At 63.8% G+C, this 18,920-nt stretch carries 20 protein-coding genes; 9 read left to right on the top strand and 11 right to left on the bottom strand.

Annotation, left to right across the window (positions count from 1 at the left end; translation table 11 throughout):
• Positions 1 to 330 precede the first annotated feature (330 nt).
• A complete protein-coding gene (locus U873_RS0118740) occupies positions 331 to 960 on the top strand; it encodes a flavin reductase family protein (RefSeq protein WP_025129694.1) in 630 nt (209 codons plus the stop codon).
• On the opposite strand, the gene U873_RS0118735 is transcribed toward U873_RS0118740, so the two are convergent.
• Positions 953 to 1,192 (bottom strand): hypothetical protein, encoded by a 240-nt coding sequence (locus U873_RS0118735; protein ID WP_025129693.1) that lies wholly within the window; start codon positions 1,190 to 1,192, stop codon positions 953 to 955. The genes U873_RS0118740 and U873_RS0118735 overlap by 8 nt on opposite strands.
• Positions 1,193 to 1,234: 42 nt before the next feature.
• On the bottom strand, positions 1,235 to 1,600 hold the full coding sequence (locus U873_RS0118730; protein WP_025129692.1) for a putative quinol monooxygenase: 366 nt from the start codon (positions 1,598 to 1,600) through the stop codon (positions 1,235 to 1,237).
• Between the two features lie 331 nt (positions 1,601 to 1,931).
• Between U873_RS0118730 and U873_RS0118725 the strand changes: the two genes are divergently transcribed.
• Complete coding sequence (locus U873_RS0118725) at positions 1,932 to 2,861, top strand: AraC family transcriptional regulator (protein ID WP_025129691.1); 930 nt, start codon at positions 1,932 to 1,934, stop codon at positions 2,859 to 2,861.
• 12 nt (positions 2,862 to 2,873) lie between these two features.
• On the opposite strand, the gene U873_RS0118720 is transcribed toward U873_RS0118725, so the two are convergent.
• Both U873_RS0118720 and U873_RS0118715 read right to left on the bottom strand, forming a co-directional pair.
• On the bottom strand, positions 2,874 to 4,322 hold the full coding sequence (locus U873_RS0118720; RefSeq protein ID WP_025129690.1) for an aldehyde dehydrogenase family protein: 1,449 nt from the start codon (positions 4,320 to 4,322) through the stop codon (positions 2,874 to 2,876).
• Positions 4,319 to 5,956, bottom strand: coding sequence for a 5-guanidino-2-oxopentanoate decarboxylase (locus U873_RS0118715; protein ID WP_025129689.1), 1,638 nt, complete (start codon positions 5,954 to 5,956; stop codon positions 4,319 to 4,321). The genes U873_RS0118720 and U873_RS0118715 overlap by 4 nt, the downstream gene beginning before the upstream one ends.
• Before the next feature lie 159 nt (positions 5,957 to 6,115).
• Between U873_RS0118715 and U873_RS0118710 the strand changes: the two genes are divergently transcribed.
• Entirely contained in the window at positions 6,116 to 6,997 is an 882-nt protein-coding gene (locus tag U873_RS0118710; RefSeq protein WP_025129688.1) for a LysR substrate-binding domain-containing protein, read from the top strand.
• A 54-nt stretch (positions 6,998 to 7,051) separates the two neighbouring features.
• Here U873_RS0118710 and U873_RS0118705 read toward each other — a convergent pair whose 3' ends face one another.
• Together U873_RS0118705 and U873_RS0118700 are read right to left on the bottom strand one after the other, a co-directional pair.
• Positions 7,052 to 7,666 carry an NAD(P)-dependent oxidoreductase gene (locus U873_RS0118705; RefSeq protein WP_025129687.1) on the bottom strand — a complete coding sequence of 205 codons (615 nt, stop codon included), beginning with the start codon at positions 7,664 to 7,666 and terminating at the stop codon, positions 7,052 to 7,054.
• A 70-nt stretch (positions 7,667 to 7,736) separates the two neighbouring features.
• Positions 7,737 to 8,621 (bottom strand): MBL fold metallo-hydrolase, encoded by an 885-nt coding sequence (locus U873_RS0118700; protein ID WP_025129686.1) that lies wholly within the window; start codon positions 8,619 to 8,621, stop codon positions 7,737 to 7,739.
• Positions 8,622 to 8,735: 114 nt separating this feature from the next.
• Between U873_RS0118700 and U873_RS0118695 the strand changes: the two genes are divergently transcribed.
• Entirely contained in the window at positions 8,736 to 9,641 is a 906-nt protein-coding gene (locus U873_RS0118695; RefSeq protein ID WP_025129685.1) for a LysR family transcriptional regulator, read from the top strand.
• A 149-nt stretch (positions 9,642 to 9,790) separates the two neighbouring features.
• Positions 9,791 to 9,967 carry a hypothetical protein gene (locus U873_RS36960; RefSeq protein ID WP_177330282.1) on the top strand — a complete coding sequence of 59 codons (177 nt, stop codon included), beginning with the start codon at positions 9,791 to 9,793 and terminating at the stop codon, positions 9,965 to 9,967.
• Here U873_RS36960 and U873_RS0118685 read toward each other — a convergent pair.
• The gene (locus tag U873_RS0118685) at positions 9,960 to 10,874 is read right to left on the bottom strand and encodes a helix-turn-helix domain-containing protein (protein WP_025129684.1); all 915 of its coding nucleotides are present in this window, start codon (positions 10,872 to 10,874) and stop codon (positions 9,960 to 9,962) included. The two genes, U873_RS36960 and U873_RS0118685, sit on opposite strands and share 8 nt — an antisense overlap.
• A 376-nt stretch (positions 10,875 to 11,250) precedes the next feature.
• On the opposite strand from U873_RS0118685, the gene U873_RS0118680 reads away from it, so the two are divergent.
• Positions 11,251 to 12,765, top strand: a complete 1,515-nt coding sequence (locus U873_RS0118680) for an MDR family MFS transporter (protein ID WP_025129683.1) — start codon at positions 11,251 to 11,253, stop codon at positions 12,763 to 12,765.
• A 94-nt stretch (positions 12,766 to 12,859) separates the two neighbouring features.
• On the opposite strand, the gene U873_RS0118675 is transcribed toward U873_RS0118680, so the two are convergent.
• The 4 genes from U873_RS0118675 to U873_RS0118660 form a co-directional block, all read right to left on the bottom strand.
• A complete protein-coding gene (locus tag U873_RS0118675) occupies positions 12,860 to 13,708 on the bottom strand; it encodes a cache domain-containing protein (protein WP_025129682.1) in 849 nt (282 codons plus the stop codon).
• A gap of 120 nt (positions 13,709 to 13,828) precedes the next feature.
• Positions 13,829 to 14,668 carry a hypothetical protein gene (locus tag U873_RS0118670; RefSeq protein WP_025129681.1) on the bottom strand — a complete coding sequence of 280 codons (840 nt, stop codon included), beginning with the start codon at positions 14,666 to 14,668 and terminating at the stop codon, positions 13,829 to 13,831.
• Positions 14,669 to 14,774: 106 nt separating this feature from the next.
• Complete coding sequence (locus U873_RS0118665; RefSeq protein ID WP_025129680.1) at positions 14,775 to 15,767, bottom strand: NAD(P)-dependent oxidoreductase; 993 nt, start codon at positions 15,765 to 15,767, stop codon at positions 14,775 to 14,777.
• A gap of 96 nt (positions 15,768 to 15,863) precedes the next feature.
• A complete protein-coding gene (locus U873_RS0118660; protein WP_025129679.1) occupies positions 15,864 to 16,763 on the bottom strand; it encodes a LysR family transcriptional regulator ArgP in 900 nt (299 codons plus the stop codon).
• Between the two features lie 111 nt (positions 16,764 to 16,874).
• Here U873_RS0118660 and U873_RS0118655 point away from each other — a divergent pair, with 111 nt between their 5' ends.
• The 3 genes from U873_RS0118655 to U873_RS0118645 all read left to right on the top strand — a co-directional run bounded on the left by U873_RS0118655 (position 16,875) and on the right by U873_RS0118645 (position 18,657).
• Entirely contained in the window at positions 16,875 to 17,279 is a 405-nt protein-coding gene (locus tag U873_RS0118655) for an ACT domain-containing protein (protein ID WP_025129678.1), read from the top strand.
• Positions 17,280 to 17,281: 2 nt separating this feature from the next.
• Positions 17,282 to 17,884, top strand: a complete 603-nt coding sequence (locus tag U873_RS0118650) for a LysE/ArgO family amino acid transporter (protein WP_025129677.1) — start codon at positions 17,282 to 17,284, stop codon at positions 17,882 to 17,884.
• A gap of 176 nt (positions 17,885 to 18,060) precedes the next feature.
• The gene (locus tag U873_RS0118645; RefSeq protein ID WP_011063080.1) at positions 18,061 to 18,657 is read left to right on the top strand and encodes a superoxide dismutase; all 597 of its coding nucleotides are present in this window, start codon (positions 18,061 to 18,063) and stop codon (positions 18,655 to 18,657) included.
• The last annotated feature ends 263 nt before the right edge of the window (positions 18,658 to 18,920 follow it).

Here is an 18,920-nt window from a genome sequence, read left to right as displayed (position 1 = left end):
TTCCGCCACCTTCGCCGCCGACGGCTACGACCACACCGGTTCCGCTACTGTTGCTGAAGACGGCTATGACCGTACCGGTTCTGCCACCTTCGCTGCCGACGGCTACGACCGCACCGGTTCCGCTACTGTTGCTGAAGACGGCTACGACCGCACCGGCTCTGCCACCATCAGTTGATCGACCCACGCGACATCACAGCCCGGCTTCGGCCGGGCTTAGTCTTTTCGGGCGGGTGAACCTCTCTTCACCCCGGTGGCAGAGGCTGGAATTCAACGCTCGAGCACTGCACTATGGCGCCCTTCAATCGCCGCCCCCAGCAGGAACCTTGAGCCATGCCTGACGATATCCACTTTTACGAACCTGCCCTGGGCCACGGTCTGCCCCACGACCCGTTCAATGCCATCGTCGGCCCGCGTCCTATCGGCTGGATCTCATCCCAAGACAGTGAAGGCCGCCTGAACCTTGCGCCCTACAGTTTCTTCAATGCCTTCAACTACATTCCGCCGATCATTGGTTTCTCCAGCGTCGGGCGCAAAGACAGCCTGAACAACATCGAACAGACCGGCGAGTTCGCCTGGAACCTGGCCACCCGCCCTCTGGCCGAGCAGATGAACCAGAGTTGCGCCGCCGTGCCCGCCGAAGTCGACGAGTTCGTCTTGGCCGGCCTGACGCCGCTGGCTTCAAAAGTCATCAGCGTGCCCCGGGTCGCCGAGAGCCCGGTGTCCTTCGAGTGCAAGGTCACTCAGATCATTCAACTGCAGCGGGCGGACCAGGCATTGGTGCCAAGCTGGCTGATCCTCGGCGAAGTAGTGGCCGTGCATATTGCCAAGTGGCTGCTCAAGGACGGGATCTACGACACCGCCGCGGCAGAACCCATTCTGCGCGGCGGCGGACCGGCGGATTACTTCCAGTTGGGCCCCGAGGCCCTGTTCAAGATGCACCGCCCGGGGGCGGTCAAATAGTCTTCCAGCTCAACTCGCCGTCCTGGTCGACGTCGTCCAACTGTTCGAGTTGCTGCTCGGCAGCCAGGTCGGCGTCATGAGCGGTCTTGAACTTCTGCTCAGCGAGGACTTTGTGAAAGCGCGGAGCCCCTGAGGCGCCGAGGGCCTTGACGGCGATGGCGGCGCTGTATCCCCCCTCCCCTGGAACCACAGCGGAAACTGCTTCGTAGTGTGCGAATTCTTTGCGTGCCATGTTGCGGGTCCTGGCCTATGGAAAGTCGGCCATTCTAAACCCTCAGCTGGCCAGCTTGTGCAGCGGTGCGCACTGCAGTTGTGCATATTCGCCATGGGCCTCGAGTGCCGACACGGTGTTGAAGGTGTGGAAGTCCAGGCTGTTGACCACCAGGTCCTGGACCAGCTCGGCGAAGATTGCCATGGCCGGCGAGCTGAAATAGGCGGTCATCGCCTGCTGGCTGCTCCAGTAGCCCGACACCAGCCACAGGTCGGCATCGCATTGCGAATGCTGCAGGGCGAAGTGCAGGCAGCCGGCGGCCTGGCGCGAGGGTTCGATCAGGCAGCTCAAGCGCGCTCCAAGCTCGGTGGAGCGCCCGGCCCGGGCCCGGACAAAAGCCATGTGACTGACAGGTATAGGCGTGGACATGTGCAACCCTCCCAGGGTGTTGTCGTGGCAGCCGGGGGACGGGCTGCGACAGGATCAACGATACGGGGGGCGGGTGGGCTGACGTTAGTCGATTCCTGCTGCAGCTTTGCCCAATCCTGCGATCCCGCACCTCGCACCACCACCGATGCTGCGTCATCGGCAGAAGAATCACAGCGGTGTTTCAAGCAAGTGAAACGCCCGACCATCGGCCCGTGTTGTCTATCGCGCGCGCAAGCAGCAGGATCAGGCAAGTTTTACGCAGGAATCGCCTACCCGCCCCGCTTGCACAAACTTAAGCTGTGCCAATCGAAAACACCCGGAGGCTGCCCCCATGTCATCACTGCAGAACCTGCAGGCTCCCCTGGATCCGGAGATGGAACGGCAGCGCGTGGAACTGGCCGCGATCATCGATCGCAACACCGCCGAGGACGGCAGCTACGCCACGGCCATCGACTCGCTGTTCGTCTCCCGCCACAGCAGTTCCCACCAGTTCGCCCCGGTGCTGGCACAACCTGCGCTGTGCATCATGGCCCAGGGCCGCAAGGAAGTGCGCCTGGCCGATGAAACCTACAATTACGACCCGTTGAACTACCTGGTGGTCTCGGTTTCCGTGCCCCTGAGCGGCAAGGTGGCGATGGTTTCTCCGGAGGAGCCGATCCTGGCCCTGCGCCTGGACATCGACCCCGGCGAGATCAACGCACTGATCGCCGATGCCGGCCCCCTGGGCGTGCCCGCCAGGCCCACCGGGCGCGGGCTGTACGTGGAACGCCTGGACCCGGCGATGCTGGACGCGGTGCTGCGCCTGACTCGCCTGCTGGACACCCCGAAAGACATCAACATGCTCGCGCCCCTGGTGCGCCGGGAGATTCTCTATCGCCTGCTACGCAGCCCCCAGGGCCATCGCTTGTATGAAATTGCCACCACCAACAGCCAGAGCCATCGGGTCAACCAGGCGATCAAATGGCTCAACGGCAACTACGTACAGCCATTGCGCATCGATGACCTGGCGCGGGAAGTGAATCTCAGCGTCTCGACCCTGCACCACCGCTTCAAGTCGATGACCGCCATGAGCCCGTTGCAGTACCAGAAGCAGTTGCGCCTGCAGGAAGCCCGGCGGCTGATGCTGGCCGAAGGGCTGGAAGCCTCGGCGGCGGGGTACCGGGTCGGCTATGAAAGCCCCTCGCAGTTCAGCCGCGAGTACAGCCGGCTGTTCGGCGCGCCGCCCTTGCGGGACATGGCGCGCCTGCGGGTAGGCATGTGATGGCCGGCGCCCCTACCGGGCGCGGACCACATGCTTGATTTCCTGAAACGCCTGTAGCCCCCAAGGGCCCAGCTCACGACCGATACTGCTCTGCTTGTAGCCACCCCAGGCAGTCTGGGGAAAGATCACCTGGGGCGCATTGATCCACACCAGGCCGGCCTGCAAGGCGTTGGCCACACGCTCGGCATTGGCGACATCGGCCCCGACCACGCTGGCCACCAGGCCGAACTCGCTGTCATTGGCCAGCTCGATGGCCTGCTGCTCGCTGCTGACGCTACGCACGCACAGCACTGGACCAAAGATCTCCTCGCGCCACAGTGCACTGTCCAGCGGCACCTCGGTGAATACCGTGGGTTGAATGAAGTAACCCTGTTGCAAGGCGGCGGGACGGGAACCACCACAGACCAGCTTGGCGCCGCTGTTCACTCCTCGATCGATGTGCCCCAGCACCCGCTGGTATTGCGCCTGGTTGACCAGCGCGCCCATCTCCACCTCGGGGTCGAAGGGCTCGGCCACGCGTATGGCTTCGGCCCGGGCCTTGAGACGCAGGAGGAACTCATCCGCCAGTTCGTCGGCCACCAGCACCCGGCTGGTGGCGGAACACATTTGCCCGGCATTGAAGAAACCTCCGCCGCAGGCCAGCTCCACCGCCAGGTCCAGGTCGGCGTCCGCCAGCACCAGCAAGGACGACTTGCCTCCCAGTTCCAGGCTCACCCCCTTGACGGTTTCCGCCGCGCGCTGCATCACCTGCACCCCTACCGCGTTGCTGCCGGTGAAGGAAATCTTCGCCACCCGCGGATCGCTCGCCAAGGGCGCGCCCACGGCCAGGCCGGTGCCGCAGACCAGGTTGAACACCCCCTGGGGCAAGCCGCTCTCGGCAATGATCGCCGCCAGTTCCAGCTCGGGCAGCGGCGTGACCTCGGACGGCTTGAGCACCACGCTGCATCCCGCAGCCAGGGCCGGCGCCAGCTTCCAGGCGGTGGTGACCATGGGGAAGTTCCACGGCACGATCAGCCCGACAATGCCCACCGGCTCGCGCCGCAGGCGTGCACAAAAATCTGCGCTGGGCAAGGCAACATTCGCGTCCTGGGCAGCATCCAGCCCCTCGGCCAAACCGGCGTAGTAGTCGAAGGTGGCGATCACATCGTCCACATCCAGGGCGGCTTCGAACTGCGGCTTGCCGTTGTTGCTCGACTGCAAGTGCATCAGCCGTTCACGGCGCTCGGCCACCCCTGCCGCAATCTTGCGCAGCACCTGGGCCCGCTCGGCCCCGGTGCTGCGCGCCCAGCGCCCAAGGCCGGCGCTGGCGGCACGCAGTGCCTGGTCCACCGCCTCGGCACCACCGCCTGCCACCTGGGCCAAGAGGGCCTCGGTGGACGGGTTGATCACTGGCAGGAGTGCGTCGCCGGCGCTCCAGTGGCCGTCGATGTACAGGCCGTTCAACGGTTGCAGCGCGCTCATGCCGGTACTCCCTGGGTCCAGCGGTTCTGGTCGATTTCAATCAGGGTCGGCCCCTGGCGATCCGCAGCCAGGCGCAACGCCGCACGCAATTGCTCGATATCGTCGATGCGCTCGGCGGCGCAACCCAGGCCCTTGGCCACCGCGATGAAGTCCGGGGTGTAGATGTCGACGCCTACCGGCTCGATGGCACGATTGACCATGTACTTCTTGATCTCTTCATAGCCCTGGTTATTCCACAGCAGGACGATGACCGGCGTCTGCGCTTCCACCGCGCAAGCCAGCTCGGACAGGGTGAACTGCAAGCCGCCGTCGCCGATCAGGCAGGCCACCGGCCGGCGCTGGCGGGGCGTCGAGCCGCCACCGAGCCAGGCGCCAATGGCTGCCGGCAAGGCATAGCCCAGGGTGCCGTACCCGGTGGAGGAGTTGAACCAGCGGCGCGGCTGCTCAGGGTTGAAGGTGAGGTTGCCGCTGTACACCGGCTGGGTGGAATCGCCGACCAGGACGATCTCCGGCAGCTCGTCGACCACGGTTTCCAGGAACAGCGTCTGAGCCCGGGTCGGGGCATCCCACAAGGCGTCGAGTTCACTGCGCAGGAGCGCCGCACGGGGCGCCCCCCAGTCGCTGCAGCGCTCGGCCAGCGGCTCGCGGGACAGCTCGCTCAACAGTGCCTGGGCAGCGATCCGGGCATCGGCCACCAGGGCCACTTTCGGCGGGTAGTTGCGCACGGTCTGGTCGGCATCGATATCAATGCGCAGCAGGGTGCCGGGAAGCTCGAACCCACCGGCGAAGGTCACGTCGTAGTCGGTTTCCGCCAGCTCGGTGCCGATGGCCAATACCACGTCGGCCTCCGCCACCAGGGCCCGGGTCGCCACCATCGACTGGGTGGAACCGATCAGCAGCGGGTGCGCCGAGGGCAGCATGCCCTTGGCGTTGATGGTCAGGGCCACCGGCGCCTGCAGCCGTTCCGCCAACAGGGTCAAGGGCTCGGCGGCATCGATGGCCCCGCCACCGGCAAGAATCAGCGGGCGCTTGGCGCCTGCCAGCCACTGGCTCATCTGGACCACCGCGGCCGGTGCGGCACCGGCCCGGGCAACCTCGACCGGCTCGCTGACCAGCAGGTGGTCGGCTTCCTGAACCAGCACGTCGAGGGGAATCTCGATATGCACCGGGCGTGGACGACCGGCCTGGAACAGGGCGAAGGCCCGGGCCAGCACCGCCGGTAGTTCATCAGCACACATCAGAGTGTGGGAAAACGCCGCGACGCCACTGACCAGGGCATTCTGGTTGGGCAACTCGTGGAGCTTGCCGCGCCCGCCGCCCAACTGGCTGCGAGTCTGCACGCTGGAGATCACCAGCATGGGAATCGAATCGGCGTAGGCCTGGCCCATGGCGGTGGTGATGTTGGTCATGCCGGGACCGGTGATGATGAAGCATACGCCCGGCTTGCCGCTGGTCCGGGCATAGCCGTCGGCCATGAAGCCGGCGCCTTGCTCATGGCGCGGGGTGACATGGTTGATGGGCGAGCGGGCCAGGCCGCGATACAACTCGACGGTGTGCACCCCGGGAATGCCGAACACCTGCTCGACCCCATAACCTTCGAGTAACTTGACCAGCACTTCGCCGCACGTCGCCATCTCATCGCCCTTCTTATTGGTTGAAATCCGCACGCTTGAGCACTGGCCGAAAACCGCCATCAAGCGCCGAGAAGGGGGTATTGGAACGGGGGGCCTGTAGCCGGAACAATGGATAAAAAGTCATACTAGCCATGTCCTCACGTCATGCCTTGGCTCCCCATGAAACGCTTGCCTCCCCTGCCCGCGCTGCACACGTTCCTGATCACCGCCCAGTGCTGCAATTTCACCCGGGCCGCCGAACAGCTGCACATCACCCAAGGCGCGGTGAGCCGGCAGATTGCCGGGCTGGAAAGTCACCTGGGCTACCCCCTGTTCCAGCGTCAGGCCCGGGGCCTGAGCCTCACCGCCGAAGGGCTGCAATGGCTGCCCCGGGTGCAGCAGGTATTCGAGCTGATCAATGGCGCCGTGGACGAGATCGGCGGCCAGAATCGCAACCTGCGCCTCAAGGCCCCGACCTGTGTGATGCGCTGGCTATTGCCCCGGCTGCTGCGATGGCAGAAGGAGCGCCCGGACGTCCCGGTGCAACTGACCACGACCATTCAGCATGGCGTGGACTTCAGCCGCGAGCCCTTCGACGCCGCAGTCATGTACGGTGCCCCGCCCCCCCCGACCCTGGGCTCGCGCTACCTGTTCAACGAGCAACTGACGCCGGTCTGCTCGCGACCGCTGCTTGAGGGGCCGATCCCTCTCAAGGTCCCGGCGGACCTGCAACAACACCTGCTGTTGCACCCCTCCCATGACCAGCGCGACTGGCAGACCTGGCTCAAGGCCGCAGGCACGCCGCTCAATACCCTGGGCAAGGGCCAGCACTTCGAGACCCTGGACCTGGCGATGTCCGTGGCCTCCCAGGGGACCGGGGTGGCGATTGGTGATTGGGCGTTGATTGGCGACGACCTGAGTGCCGGGCGGCTGGTCATGCCCTTTGAATTGAAGGTCCCGACGGGGCAGGCGTATTACCTGGTGTACCCGGAGCAATCGGGGCCCTCGGTGCAATTGCAGCAATTGCTGGACTGGCTGGTGGAGCAGGCGCAGGAGCGCTGAGCGAAGGCTGCGCGGTACGCCGATGAGTCGGCAGTACCGCGGCCCGAGGGTCTATCAGTAACCGACGGTGAAACGCTGGCGAATGTGGGCCGGTTTTTCCACTTCATCGATCAAGGCAATGGCGTAGTCGGCGAAGGTGATCCAGCTGCGCCCTTCTGCGCTGACCAGCAAGTCGTCCTGGCCCAGGCGGAAGTGCCCGGTGCGCTCACCCTCGACGAACTCCGCCGAGGGCGAGAGGAAGGTCCAATCCAGATCCTGCTCCTTGCGCAGGGTGTCCAGGTAGACGCCACCGGCGCTGGCTTCGGCCTTGTATTCCTCGGGGAAACCGGGGCTGTCGATGACCTTGGTGCCACCGGGCAACAGCAGCGAACCGGCACCGCCCACCACCAGCAGGCGTTTGACCCCGGCCTTTTTCACCGGATCGATGATGGCGCTGGCAGGGATGGTGGAAAAGTGCGCGGCGCTGATCACCACATCGTGACCGGCCACCGCGGCGTGCAGCGCGGCACTGTCGGCCACATCCACCTCGCGGCTGACCACGCCGGCACGGGAACCGATCTTCGCCGTGTTGCGGGCGATGGCGGTCACGCTGTGGCCGCGACGCAGGGCTTCTTCGAGCAATTGGCTACCGGCCCGGCCGGTGGCACCAATGATTGCGATCTTGCTCATGACAATTCTCCAGTTGGCTAAGAGAGTACAGAGACGCCCGCTCCCGGTACGGGAGCGGGTCAAACCGGTTTCACCACTTCATTTCGCCCTTGGCGACCTTGGCGCTCAGCTCCAGGGAGCTGTCTTCGCCCAGGTCCGGGTAACGCTTTTTCATGGCCGCGATCAGTTCGGCAGAATCCTTGGCCTTGGCGGTTTCCTCGTCGAAGGCCTTGATGTAATCCGCGGTGAAGTGCACCGGGGCCAGGGTACGGACGCTGTCGCCGAGGAAATGCCCCGGGATCACGGTCTTGGGTTTCAGGCCCTCGATGGTCTTCAGGGTGCTCAACCAGTCCTGGTGGGACTGTGGGGTCTGGGTATCGGCCATCCACACGTGGATGTTCTCCGCCACGACCACACCGCCGACCACCGCCTTGATCGACGGGATCCAGACGAAGCTGCGGTCCGGCTGCTTGCCATCCAGGCCGATGACCTCGAGCTTCTGCCCTTCCAAGGTCAGGCTGTGGCCCTTGAGTGCGCTGGGAACGATGGTCTTGGCCGGTACGTCAGCGCCCATTTTCGGGCCCCAGAAGGCCAGCTTGCCGTCCACGGTGGACTTGATGTGATCGATCGTCGGCTGCGAGGCCACGACCTTGGCGTCGGGGAACGCGGTGGTCAGGGTGTCGAGGCCGAAGTAGTAGTCCGGGTCACCGTGGCTGATGTAGATGGTGGTCAGGCGCTTGCCGCTGGCGCGGATCTTGTCCACCAATTGCTGGGCCTGGGACTTGCCGAACTGGGCATCCACCAGGATCGCGTCCTGCTTGCCGCTGACCAGTACCGAGGTCACCGGGAAGATGGCGTTGGCGCCCGGGTTGTAGACGTCCAGCTTGAGGCTGGGCTCGGCGGCCGCGGCATGGGCGGCAAAACCCAGGGTGGCAGTGGCCAGCAGCAGGCGTTTGAGTGAAGTAAGTCCGATCATGAAGGCAGCTCCAGCATCTGTTGGCTTGGTTGGGAATGGACAAAGCTTAGTTGCCAGACTCGTTACAAAAAATGCGATGCTTGAACATAGTTTGTTTCTGAAAGCGGGCAAATCATGGATCGTCTCCAAGCAATGCAGGTCTTCGTCACTGTCGTCGACCTGGGCAGCCAATCGGCCGCCGCTGACCACCTGGACCTGTCACGACCGGTGGTGTCCCGGTATCTGGCGGAGCTGGAAGATTGGGTCGGCGCGCGCCTGATGCACCGCACCACCCGCAAGCTCAGCCTGACCGCCGCCGGTGGCGAGCTCCTGCCGCGCTGCCGGCAGATGCTGGAACTGTCCAACGACATGCAAGCCGCCGTCGGCGAACCGGATGACGCGCCCCGCGGACTGCTGCGCATCAGCGTCAGTACCTCGTTCGGCCAGTCGCAACTGGCCGATGCCATGGCCGACTACGTCAAGCGCTATCCGGGGGTCAGCATCGACCTGCAAATGCTCGACCGCACAGTGAACCTGGTGGACGAGCGCATCGACCTGGCGATCCGCACCAGCAACGATCTGGACCCGAACCTGATCGCCCGGCGCCTGACCGTCTGCCGCTCGGTGATCTGCGCGTCACCGGCGTACCTGCTGGAGCACCCGGCGCCCCAGCGGGTGGAAGAGCTGAGCCGGCACAACTGCCTGACCCACTCCTACTTCGGCAAGAGCTTGTGGCATTTCGAACAGGATGGCGAACAGGTGGCGGTTCCGGTGCAGGGCAACATCAGTGCCAACGAAGCCAGCACCTTGTTGCGTACCACCATGGCCGGGGCCGGCATCGCCATGCTGCCCAGCTATCAGGCCGGGGAATACATCAAGCGCGGAGAGCTGGTACGCCTGCTGGCCAACGCCGAGCCACGGAAAATGAACATGTACGCCGTCTATGCCTCGCGCAAGCACATGCCCGCCACCTTGCGCAGCATGCTGGATTTCCTGGTCCTCAGGTTTCCCCAGGCGCCCGACTGGGACCGCGGTCTATAGAGCGTGCAACGCCGTTGCTCAGGCCTCGATCCAACTGCTGAATACCCTGTCAAACAGCTTGGGGCACAACCTGGCAAGCCCCGGTAACTGACCTATGCTAAAGACAGTACCCATTGAAACCAAGGGGGTATTGTTCAGAGGTCATTGCCATGAACGTCAAGACAAGAAGGTACCTAGCCATTTTCATGACCTGCACCGTGACCCTGGCGCTTTACGGGACCGCGGCCTACCGCGTCGAGCAGGCCCGCATGCAACCGCGCAACTACGCCAGTTGCAACCTGGAGCGCTGCATTCCCCACAATGCCAGTCTGAATGCCCTCAGGTGAACGACGAAGCCCCGCGATCCCCGGTCTGATCGGCTTTGAGCCGGTCCCGGAATACCTTGGGCGACACACCTTCCCGGCGCCGAAACAGCCGGGTGAAGTTGGTGGGATCGGAAAACCCCAGGTCACCGGAAATCTCGTAGATGGTCATCCCGGTGTAGGTCAGCAGCCGCTTGGCTTCCAGCAACTGGCGGTCGTGGATGATCTGCAGTGCCGGCTGCCCCGCCAGCTCACGGCAAGTGCCATTGAGGTGTGACACGGAAATGCCCAGCTTATGGGCCAGATCCTCCACCTTCACATGCTCGCGATAGTGGGCCTCGACCAACTGCATGAAACCGTTGAAGTATTCCCGGGCACGCTGGGGCCGCTGGCTGGCGCTGCTGCGTTGCAACGCCTGGCGACCGAGCCAGACCACGATCATGCTGACCAGCGCATGCATGAGCATTTCCCGGGCCGGCTGCTGTCCCTGGTATTCGTTCTGCAAGGCCTCGAACAAACTGTTCAGGTGCTCCTCATCGCTCCGTGCCGGATAGCTTGCGGACTTCGCCAGCATCCGTTCCGAATGCCCCAGTTGAGCTTGCAGGTGGCTGACCAGGGGAGCCGCCAGGGTCACCACATACCCTTCGATGTCTTCGGAAAAACGAAAGCCATGGACCGATAACGCCGGCAGCACCTGGACCGCCGGCTCGCCCAGCAGCGTTCGCCGGCCTTCGACCTCGAGCTCGGCCTGCCCACGACGAATAAACAGCAATTGGCACAGGTCGGCGTGTCGATGGGGCTTGATTTCCCAGTGGTGCTCGCGGCTGCGCTGGCTGATGGGCTCACAATGGAGCAAATCCGGGGTGGGCCACTCCAGGCTTTCACCATAAAGCTTGAACACGGGGATGGCAGCGAGGGCGGGCTTGTTCATCGCGACAGTCCAGGTCTCAAAGTGGCGGGCAATAGGGGTGGCTGTGGCTGAATGACCGGGCAACCGCAGCGCTTCATCCCTCAGTTGACGGGTTCCTGCAGAAACAATTCAAGCACCGGCAACATGAATCAGCACTCGTTCGGCTGGTTTTCCGAGCGTCGGTACAGGTAGCCACTATACAGAATGCGTCCCATTACTAATCAATAGCCGATGTCACAATCTGTTTCACCTTGCCGCCCACGAGACTTTGGGGCCCTCATAAAAAGTCCCCATGGACTTGCTTGTTTAGCTATCTGATAGGTCCCTATCCAGTACACTGGAGCGCATTCCCGCCGGCCTTGCCCCGGCCGGTCAATCACTGCCCACAGGTTTTTCCGTGACTCACCTCCAACAGCCTGCCCCGCCCAAACCGGCCATCCGCAGCGTGCTGATCGCCCTGATGCTGGCGATCTTTCTCGGCGCCCTGGACCAGACCATCGTCGCCGTCTCCATGCCGGCCATTTCCGCCCAGTTCAAGGATGTCAGCCTGTTGGCCTGGGTCATCTCCGGCTACATGGTGGCGATGACCGTGGCTGTCCCGATCTACGGCAAGCTGGGCGATCTCTACGGTCGTCGCCGGCTGATGCTGTTCGGCATGGGCCTGTTCACCCTGGCCTCCCTGTTTTGCGGCCTGGCACAGAACATGGAGCAACTGGTGCTGGCGCGGATTGTCCAGGGCATCGGTGCCGGCGGCATGATCTCGGTCAGCCAGGCGATCATCGGCGACATCGTCCCGCCCCGGGAGCGCGGCCGCTACCAGGGCTACTTCAGCAGCATGTATGCGGTGGCCAGCGTCGCCGGGCCGGTACTAGGCGGCTACATGACCGAGTTCCTGTCCTGGCGCTGGGTATTTTTGATCAACCTGCCCCTGGGCCTGGGCGCCTGGTGGGTGGCCCACCGCACCCTGGTGGGCCTGCCCGTGCCACAGCGCAAGCCGATCATCGACTACCTCGGCACCCTGCTGCTGATTGTTGGCTTGAGCGCCCTGCTGCTGGGCATTACCCAAGTGGGCCAGGGGCATTCCTGGCGCAGTGCCGAAGTGCTCGACCTGCTGGCCATCGCCGTGATTGTCCTGGCGCTGTTCGTCTGGCATGAACGCCGGACCCGTGAACCCCTGCTACCGATGCACCTGTTCGCTAATCGCAATGCGCTGCTGTGCTGGTGCACGATCTTCTTCACCAGCTTCCAGGCCATCTCGCTGATCGTGCTGATGCCCTTGCGCTTCCAGAGCATCACTGGCGCCGGTGCCGACAGCGCCGCCCTGCATTTGTTGCCGCTGGCCATGGGCTTGCCCATGGGCGCCTACTGTGCCGGACGCCTGACCTCGGTGACCGGACGCTACAAGCCGATGATCCTCGGTGGTGCGCTGCTGATGCCCCTGGCGATTCTCGGCATGGCCCTGGCCCCACCTCAGGCGCAGTGGCTCAGCGGCTTGTTCATGCTGCTCTGCGGGATCGCCGGTGGCATGCAGTTCCCCACCTCGCTGGTGGGTACCCAGAACTCGGTGGAGCAACGGGACATCGGCGTCGCCACCAGCACCACCAACCTGTTTCGCGCCCTGGGTGGCGCGGTGGGCGTGGCCCTGATGTCGGCGCTGTTGCTGGCCTTGCTGCAGGACTCGAGCCTGGCGCACTTGAGCGCCGCTGGGCTGATGGGCGAAGGACAATCCAACGCTCTGCTGGAAGGATTGAACGCGGCTCCCGGCCCTGCTCGGGACGCCTTGCGGGGCGAACTGCTGCTGACCTTCCGCCACTTGCTGCTGGTCAGCGCCGGGGTTTCCCTGCTGGGATTGGCCGCGGCGATTGCCATGCCCAATCGCCTGCTGCGTGGCCGTGAAGACAAGGCTCGCTGATCGCCGCCCCCTATCCTCCCTCCACGGACGATAGGGGGGTGCTCGAGCTTGCAGCCCGCGGCCATGACGAGGGGCCTGGATCCAGGCCCGGTACTCAGGGGCTGTAGTAACCCACTGCAACCAGCAGCTTGCCTGCCTTGCGCAGATAAGCGTGCTTGTCTTCGACCTTGCCGGTTACCGGGTTCTTCCAGCGGTACTCGTATTCCCCCTGGTCTTGCTGGGCCATGAGTTCCAGTATCGGCTCACCAACCGGTTTGCCTTCGGGATCCTTGATCTTGCTGAAGTCGGTATTGATCAAGCGCAGGTTGGTGCCGTGGGCCAGGTAGCGCCGGCTATCGAGATCCACCACGAACACGTACAGATCATCTTCGAGATACCCGCCCTGCAAATCGTTGATGGCCTTGAGCGTACCCGCCTGGTCCGTACTCAGGGCCGTGGCCGCCCGTTCCAGCAGCGCCTTGGCCTGCTCGGCGGACGCTCGGGGCAAGTAGTACCCCACCGCCAGGATGCGTTCACCGATGCGCTGGAAGTACACACGCTTGCGCTCGATCTTGCCGTCGGCCCAGTTCTGCCAGCGGTACTCGGCCTGCTGTATGCCATTGCCTTCCGGAATCTTCAGGGCGTCCTTGAACGCCTTGCGCAGGTCCGGCCCCAGGACCTCGGACACATCGCGACCGATCAGCGCCGAGGACGGGCCGCCACTGGCCAGCATCACCCCCCGGGTATCCACAACGAACACATAACGGTCGCGGTCGACAAACTCGCCCTGGCGACTGAAGGCGGCAAACGCCTTGTCGCCCTGATCGTGGTAATAGCGCAGGGCCTTTTCCAGCAGTGCCCGGGCCGCCGCGCCATCGTCCACTGCCGGCACTGCCCCATGCAGCGGACCGATACAGAGCAACAGCAGCCAGCCCAGCCAGGTGTTCCTATGCAACAGCTTCATCGCCCGCTCCTTGTTCTTGTTGGCGTTTGAAGAGCGTAGACGGCTGCAGGAGATGGGTGAACATTCAGCGGGCTTTGGCCGGGGCGCCCTCCCTTACAGCAGGCGGGAGGGCGTGCCCCATCAAGGGCGGGCGTTGAGTTGCTGCTGCAGGTTCTGGATCTGGCTTTGCAGCGTGTTGATGTTGCGAGTGACCTGACCGCGGAACGCATCGAACTCGGCGGTGCTGGCACCGTTCTGCGCACCAGTGGGGCGATTGTCCTGCTGGCTCTTGAGCACGATCATGTCCTGTTCCAGGCGCTCGATGGCGGCGCCCGGATTGCCCTGTTTTTTCAACGCGGCGAGGTCGGCGCTCAGGCTCTTGAGCTGGGCATCGACCTTGCCGCCCTCGGCCTGGGTCGACTTGAGGCTTGCCAACTCGCCGCTCAAGGCCTTCACCTGAGCTTGCAGTAGGGCGTTGGCAGCCTGTTGCTCGGTGGCTTGTGCAGTCATCTGCTCCAGGCGCTTGTCCAGGTCCGTGGCCTGCCCTGCCACCCCCTGCTGCTGCCGGCTCTGGTCCTGCAGGCGGCTTTCCAGCTGTTTGATCTGCAGCTTCAATGCCTCGCTGTCGGTCGTGACATTGGTCTGGCTGGCCACCACCTTGCCGGAGATGTCCTGCAGGCGCCCGGCAGCTTCCTCGCTGATCCTGGCAAAGCTTTCCTGGGTCGCCACCAGCTGCTGCTCCATCAGCGAAATCTGCTGGAAGCTCCACCAGGCAAGGCCGATGAAGGCAAAGAACAAGGCGCCAACCAGCGCCCACAGCGGGCCGGTGCCAGGGCCCTTGGCCTTGACCCGCGGTGTGCTGCGCGAATGCACCGTGGTGCGTTCGCGCGCCGCGCTGCTGGTGGGGAAGACATCGTCGTCGAGGGGATCGGCGCGCAGACTGGGAACGTCATCGAAGTCATCGTTTGCATCGTTACGCATGGGGCAACCCTTCTGGACCGCGGTGATGGCTGAGTGCGGCGAGTATAAACCGCTAATTCACCCAGCCAATGCAGAGCACCGGGCAAACTCGCTTCAGTCTTTGGTTTCAGCGGATGTCCTGGGCCTTCCACCAACTGCAGAATTCATCCAGGGCCGTCCACAGGCTGACCTTGGGCTCATAGCCGAGGTAATGCCGGGCACGGCTGATGTCGAGGGTGAAATTCTTGTGCATGACCTGCATGCCCAGGCGCGACAGGGTCGGTTCCGGACGTCCCGGCCAGAGCTTGCAGAAACCTTCGTTGAGCGCCGCCACGCTGTAGGCCAGGCCGTAGGAGCGGTAACGGGTGACTTGCGGCACCTGCATCTGGCGCATCACGTAATTGACCACATCCCACAGCGGCACCGGCGCACCGTTACTGATGTTGTAGACCTTGCCCAGGGCCGAGCCGCTGGCGTGCAGGCTGGCAAACAGGGCGTCGTTGAGGTTGTGCACACTGGTGAAGTCGACCTTGTTCAAGCCATTGCCGACGATGGCCAGGCGTCCCTTGCGCTGCATCCTCAACAGCCGTGGGAAGATGCTCATGTCGCCGGCGCCGGTGACGAAGCGCGGGCGCAATGCAATCACTTCAAGGCCGAACTCCTGGGCACCAAAGACCTTCTGCTCGGCCAGGTACTTGGTGGCGGCATAAGGGTGCTTGAAACGCTTGGGCACTTGTTCTTCGGTCAACCCCAAATGATCCCGGCCATCGAAGTAGATCGACGGCGAGGACAGGTGCACCAGGCGCTGCACCCGCTGTTTGAGGCAGGCCTCGACCACATTCTCGGTGACCAGCACATTGCCCTGGTGGAAGTCCTGATAGCGGCCCCACAGGCCCACGGCGCCGGCGCAATGCACCACGCTGTCGACGTCGCGGCAGAGCTCGCGCACCAGGCCGGCATCGCTCAAGTCGCCCGGGACAAATTCGGCGCCACGGCGCACCAGATGCTCCACGGCTTCGGCACGACGTCCGTTGACCCGCACCTCCAGGCCCTGCTCAAGGGCAAAACGAGCGAAACGCCCGCCGATGAAGCCGCTTGCGCCGGTAACCAGAATTTTCATGAATATTCCTAAGAAAGCAGTGACGAGCTACGCGCTACAAGCTGCAAGTTAAAAATCAGTGCGCAAGCTGTCTAGTTGCAGCTTGTGGCTTGACGCTTACGGCTGCCCCCAGGGCACCAGCCATTGTGCAGATAAACGTGCCAGGTGCTCGGTCAACAGGCCCAGCAATTGTCCGCCATTGCGCCAATGATGCCAGTACAGCGGCACATCGATGGGTTTATCCGGTAAAAGCTCCACCAGCAAGCCCCGCTGCAACTGCTCGCGAACCTGCAGTTCGGGCACCAGTCCCCAGCCCAGGCCGGCTTCGGTCAGGCGGATGAAGCCTTCGGAGGACGGGCACAGATGATGCTCGAACCCGCCATCAACTCCCAGGGACGCCAGGTAGCGATGCTGCAGAAAATCATCGGGGCCGAACACCAGGGCCGGCGTCCGGGCCAATTGCTCGGCACGCACGCCCTGGGGGAAATGCCGGGCAATGAACGCTGGGCTGGCCAGGGCCCTGTAGCGCATGGCCCCCAGCAGCAGGCTGCGAGCGCCGGCCACGGGACGCTCGCTGGCACAGACACAGGCCGCCACCTCCCCGGCACGCATGCGTTTGAGACCTACCGTCTGGTCCTCGACTACCAGGTCCAGGAGCAACTGATGCTCGGCGCAGAAGTCGCCCACGGCCTGGGCCCACCAGGTGGCCAGGCTGTCGGCGTTGAGGGCGATGCGCAGGCGCTCCGGCAAGCCCTCCTCATCCAGGGCCGGCACCAGGCTTTGCAGGTCCCGCTCCAGCAGGCGCACCTGCTGCACATGGTTGAGCAGGCGCCGGCCGATTTCGGTGGGCGCCGGCGGCGTCACCCGCACCAGCACCGGCTGGCCGACCCGGGCCTCCAGCAGTTTGATGCGCTGGGAAATCGCCGATTGCGACAACCCCAGCACCTGGGCCGCGCGTTCGAATCCTGCCTGCTCGATCACTGCGGCCAGCGCCGAGAGCAACTTGTAGTCGAACATCAGTTTTCCTAATGAGTGATCAGCACTATTGGTTTTTCTTATACCGCCTGAAACCTGAAAATAGCCAGCATCAAGCGTTCGTTCATGCCTCTTCGTTCAAGGATTTTCTTCATGGCTGGTGAAACCTCCCTCGCAACCCTGCTGCGCAGCATGAGCCCGCAGCTCAATGACGGCGAGTATGTGTTCTGCTCCATCACCGACCGCAGTCTGCTGCGCGATTGCGATGTGCTGGGCAGCTTTCACGAGCGCGAGGGGCTGACCGTGATCATCCTGCGCGAACAGGCCGAGCGCCTGGGGCTGAGCTACGACTACGTCGCCGCCTGGATCACCCTCAACGTGCATTCGGCCCTGGAAGCCGTGGGCCTGACCGCGGCCTTTGCCGGGGCCCTGGGCCAGGCCGGGATCAGCTGCAACGTGATCGCCGGCTACTACCACGACCACCTGTTTGTCGGCCAGGCGGATGCCGCGCGAGCCATGCAGGTGCTGCAACAACTGGCCGCCGGCGAGGAGCAGTGATCATGTGGCAAAGCTATGTAAACGGCCTGTTGGTGGCCGCCGGCCTGATCATGGCGATCGGCACTCAGAATGCCTTCGTCCTGGCCCAGAGCCTGCGCCGTGAACATCATTTGCCGGTGGCGGCGCTGTGCGTCACCTGCGATGCGCTGCTGGTGGCCGCCGGGGTGTTCGGCCTGGCCACCGTGCTGACCCAGAGCCCGATGCTGCTGGCGGTGGCACGCTGGGGAGGCGCCGCGTTCCTGATCTGGTACGGCGCCCAGGCCTTGCGTCGGGCCTGCTCCAGACAGAGCCTGCAGCAGGGCGAGGGACAGGCCGTGCGCTCCCTGCGTGCGGTGATGCTCAGCGCCCTGGCGGTGACCCTGCTCAACCCTCACGTGTACCTGGACACCGTGCTGCTGATCGGCTCGCTGGGGGCGCAGCAGACCGAGCCCGGCGCCTACGTGGTGGGGGCTGCCAGCGCTTCGCTGCTGTGGTTCTTCACCCTGGCCCTGGGGGCCGCGTGGCTGGCTCCGTGGCTGGCACGCCCGAGTACCTGGCGGATCCTCGACCTGCTGGTGGCGGTGATGATGTTCAGCGTCGCCTGGCAGTTGATCAGCGCCGCGTAACTTATTCCAAAAGGCTCTGGAACCTCTATCCCACACAGTTGTTGCGTGGTTATGCCGCACCCCCGGTGCTATGATCCGAACCCTGCGCCGCAAAGAGTACAAACTCCCCGGCGCTTGTCTGGCCGCCCGTGATTGGCCTTGCGCTCACCGCAACTGACCTGATTAGGAGAATCATCATGGCTTTCGAATTGCCGCCGCTGCCCTATGCACACGACGCTCTGCAGCCGCACATTTCCAAGGAAACCCTGGAATACCACCACGACAAGCACCACAACACCTACGTCGTGAACCTGAACAACCTGGTGCCAGGCACCGAGTTCGAAGGCAAGACTCTGGAAGAGATCGTCAAGACTTCGTCGGGCGGCATCTTCAACAACGCGGCACAGGTCTGGAACCACACCTTCTACTGGAACTGCCTGGCGCCAAACGCCGGCGGCCAACCTACCGGTGCACTGGCTGAAGCCATCAACGCAGCCTTCGGTTCGTTCGACAAGTTCAAAGAAGAATTCACCAAGACTTCGGTTGGCACCTTCGGTTCCGGCTGGGGCTGGCTGGTGAAAAAGGCTGACGGCTCCCTGGCCCTGGCCAGCACCATCGGCGCCGGCAACCCGCTGACCAGCGGCGACACTCCGCTGCTGACCTGCGACGTCTGGGAACACGCCTACTACATCGACTACCGCAACGTTCGTCCTAAGTACGTCGAAGCGTTCTGGAACCTGGTCAACTGGAAATTCGTGGCCGAGCAGTTCGAAGGCAAGAACTTCGTCGCTTAAGCCCGTTTGCAGTACAAAAAACCCGGCCTGGCCGGGTTTTTTTTGCCTGAAGCAAAGCCGGGATCTTGTCCCGCCCACCTGACGCGCTAAGATTCATTGCAGGTAAAAACAACGCCGCCCCTCAAGTTGCAAGGCGTCGCTACCGACACACTATCCACAGCTGACGCAATCCTGATTCTGATCACCCGGGCCTGGCCCGCAGACGTCCTGTCCTCGGCATTAATGTCACTTTGACGGCCATCACGGGATTGCCAATACTCATG

It is taken from the genome of Pseudomonas sp. PH1b, from assembly GCF_000633395.1.
Taxonomy (GTDB): Bacteria; Pseudomonadota; Gammaproteobacteria; order Pseudomonadales; family Pseudomonadaceae; genus Aquipseudomonas.
The sequence above is the reverse complement of the archived record's forward strand: the minus strand, read 5'-3'. Positions and strand labels throughout refer to the sequence as shown.

Bases quoted from the DNA above. Each gene is read 5' to 3' on its own strand.
- U873_RS0118660 (WP_025129679.1), bottom strand. From the start codon at position 16,763: ATGTTCGACTACAAGTTGCTCTCGGCGCTGGCCGCAGTGATCGAGCAG.
- U873_RS0118670 (WP_025129681.1), bottom strand. From the start codon at position 14,668: ATGCGTAACGATGCAAACGATGACTTCGATGACGTTCCCAGTCTGCGC.
- U873_RS0118725 (WP_025129691.1), top strand. From the start codon at position 1,932: ATGTCATCACTGCAGAACCTGCAGGCTCCCCTGGATCCGGAGATGGAA.
- U873_RS0118740 (WP_025129694.1), top strand. From the start codon at position 331: ATGCCTGACGATATCCACTTTTACGAACCTGCCCTGGGCCACGGTCTG.
- U873_RS0118700 (WP_025129686.1), bottom strand. From the start codon at position 8,621: ATGATCGGACTTACTTCACTCAAACGCCTGCTGCTGGCCACTGCCACC.
- U873_RS0118675 (WP_025129682.1), bottom strand. From the start codon at position 13,708: ATGAAGCTGTTGCATAGGAACACCTGGCTGGGCTGGCTGCTGTTGCTC.
- U873_RS0118655 (WP_025129678.1), top strand. From the start codon at position 16,875: ATGGCTGGTGAAACCTCCCTCGCAACCCTGCTGCGCAGCATGAGCCCG.
- U873_RS0118665 (WP_025129680.1), bottom strand. From the start codon at position 15,767: ATGAAAATTCTGGTTACCGGCGCAAGCGGCTTCATCGGCGGGCGTTTC.
- U873_RS0118705 (WP_025129687.1), bottom strand. From the start codon at position 7,666: ATGAGCAAGATCGCAATCATTGGTGCCACCGGCCGGGCCGGTAGCCAA.
- U873_RS0118720 (WP_025129690.1), bottom strand. From the start codon at position 4,322: ATGAGCGCGCTGCAACCGTTGAACGGCCTGTACATCGACGGCCACTGG.
- U873_RS0118645 (WP_011063080.1), top strand. From the start codon at position 18,061: ATGGCTTTCGAATTGCCGCCGCTGCCCTATGCACACGACGCTCTGCAG.
- U873_RS0118730 (WP_025129692.1), bottom strand. From the start codon at position 1,600: ATGTCCACGCCTATACCTGTCAGTCACATGGCTTTTGTCCGGGCCCGG.
- U873_RS0118735 (WP_025129693.1), bottom strand. From the start codon at position 1,192: ATGGCACGCAAAGAATTCGCACACTACGAAGCAGTTTCCGCTGTGGTT.
- U873_RS0118715 (WP_025129689.1), bottom strand. From the start codon at position 5,956: ATGGCGACGTGCGGCGAAGTGCTGGTCAAGTTACTCGAAGGTTATGGG.
- U873_RS0118685 (WP_025129684.1), bottom strand. From the start codon at position 10,874: ATGAACAAGCCCGCCCTCGCTGCCATCCCCGTGTTCAAGCTTTATGGT.
- U873_RS0118695 (WP_025129685.1), top strand. From the start codon at position 8,736: ATGGATCGTCTCCAAGCAATGCAGGTCTTCGTCACTGTCGTCGACCTG.
- U873_RS0118650 (WP_025129677.1), top strand. From the start codon at position 17,282: ATGTGGCAAAGCTATGTAAACGGCCTGTTGGTGGCCGCCGGCCTGATC.
- U873_RS36960 (WP_177330282.1), top strand. From the start codon at position 9,791: ATGAACGTCAAGACAAGAAGGTACCTAGCCATTTTCATGACCTGCACC.
- U873_RS0118710 (WP_025129688.1), top strand. From the start codon at position 6,116: ATGAAACGCTTGCCTCCCCTGCCCGCGCTGCACACGTTCCTGATCACC.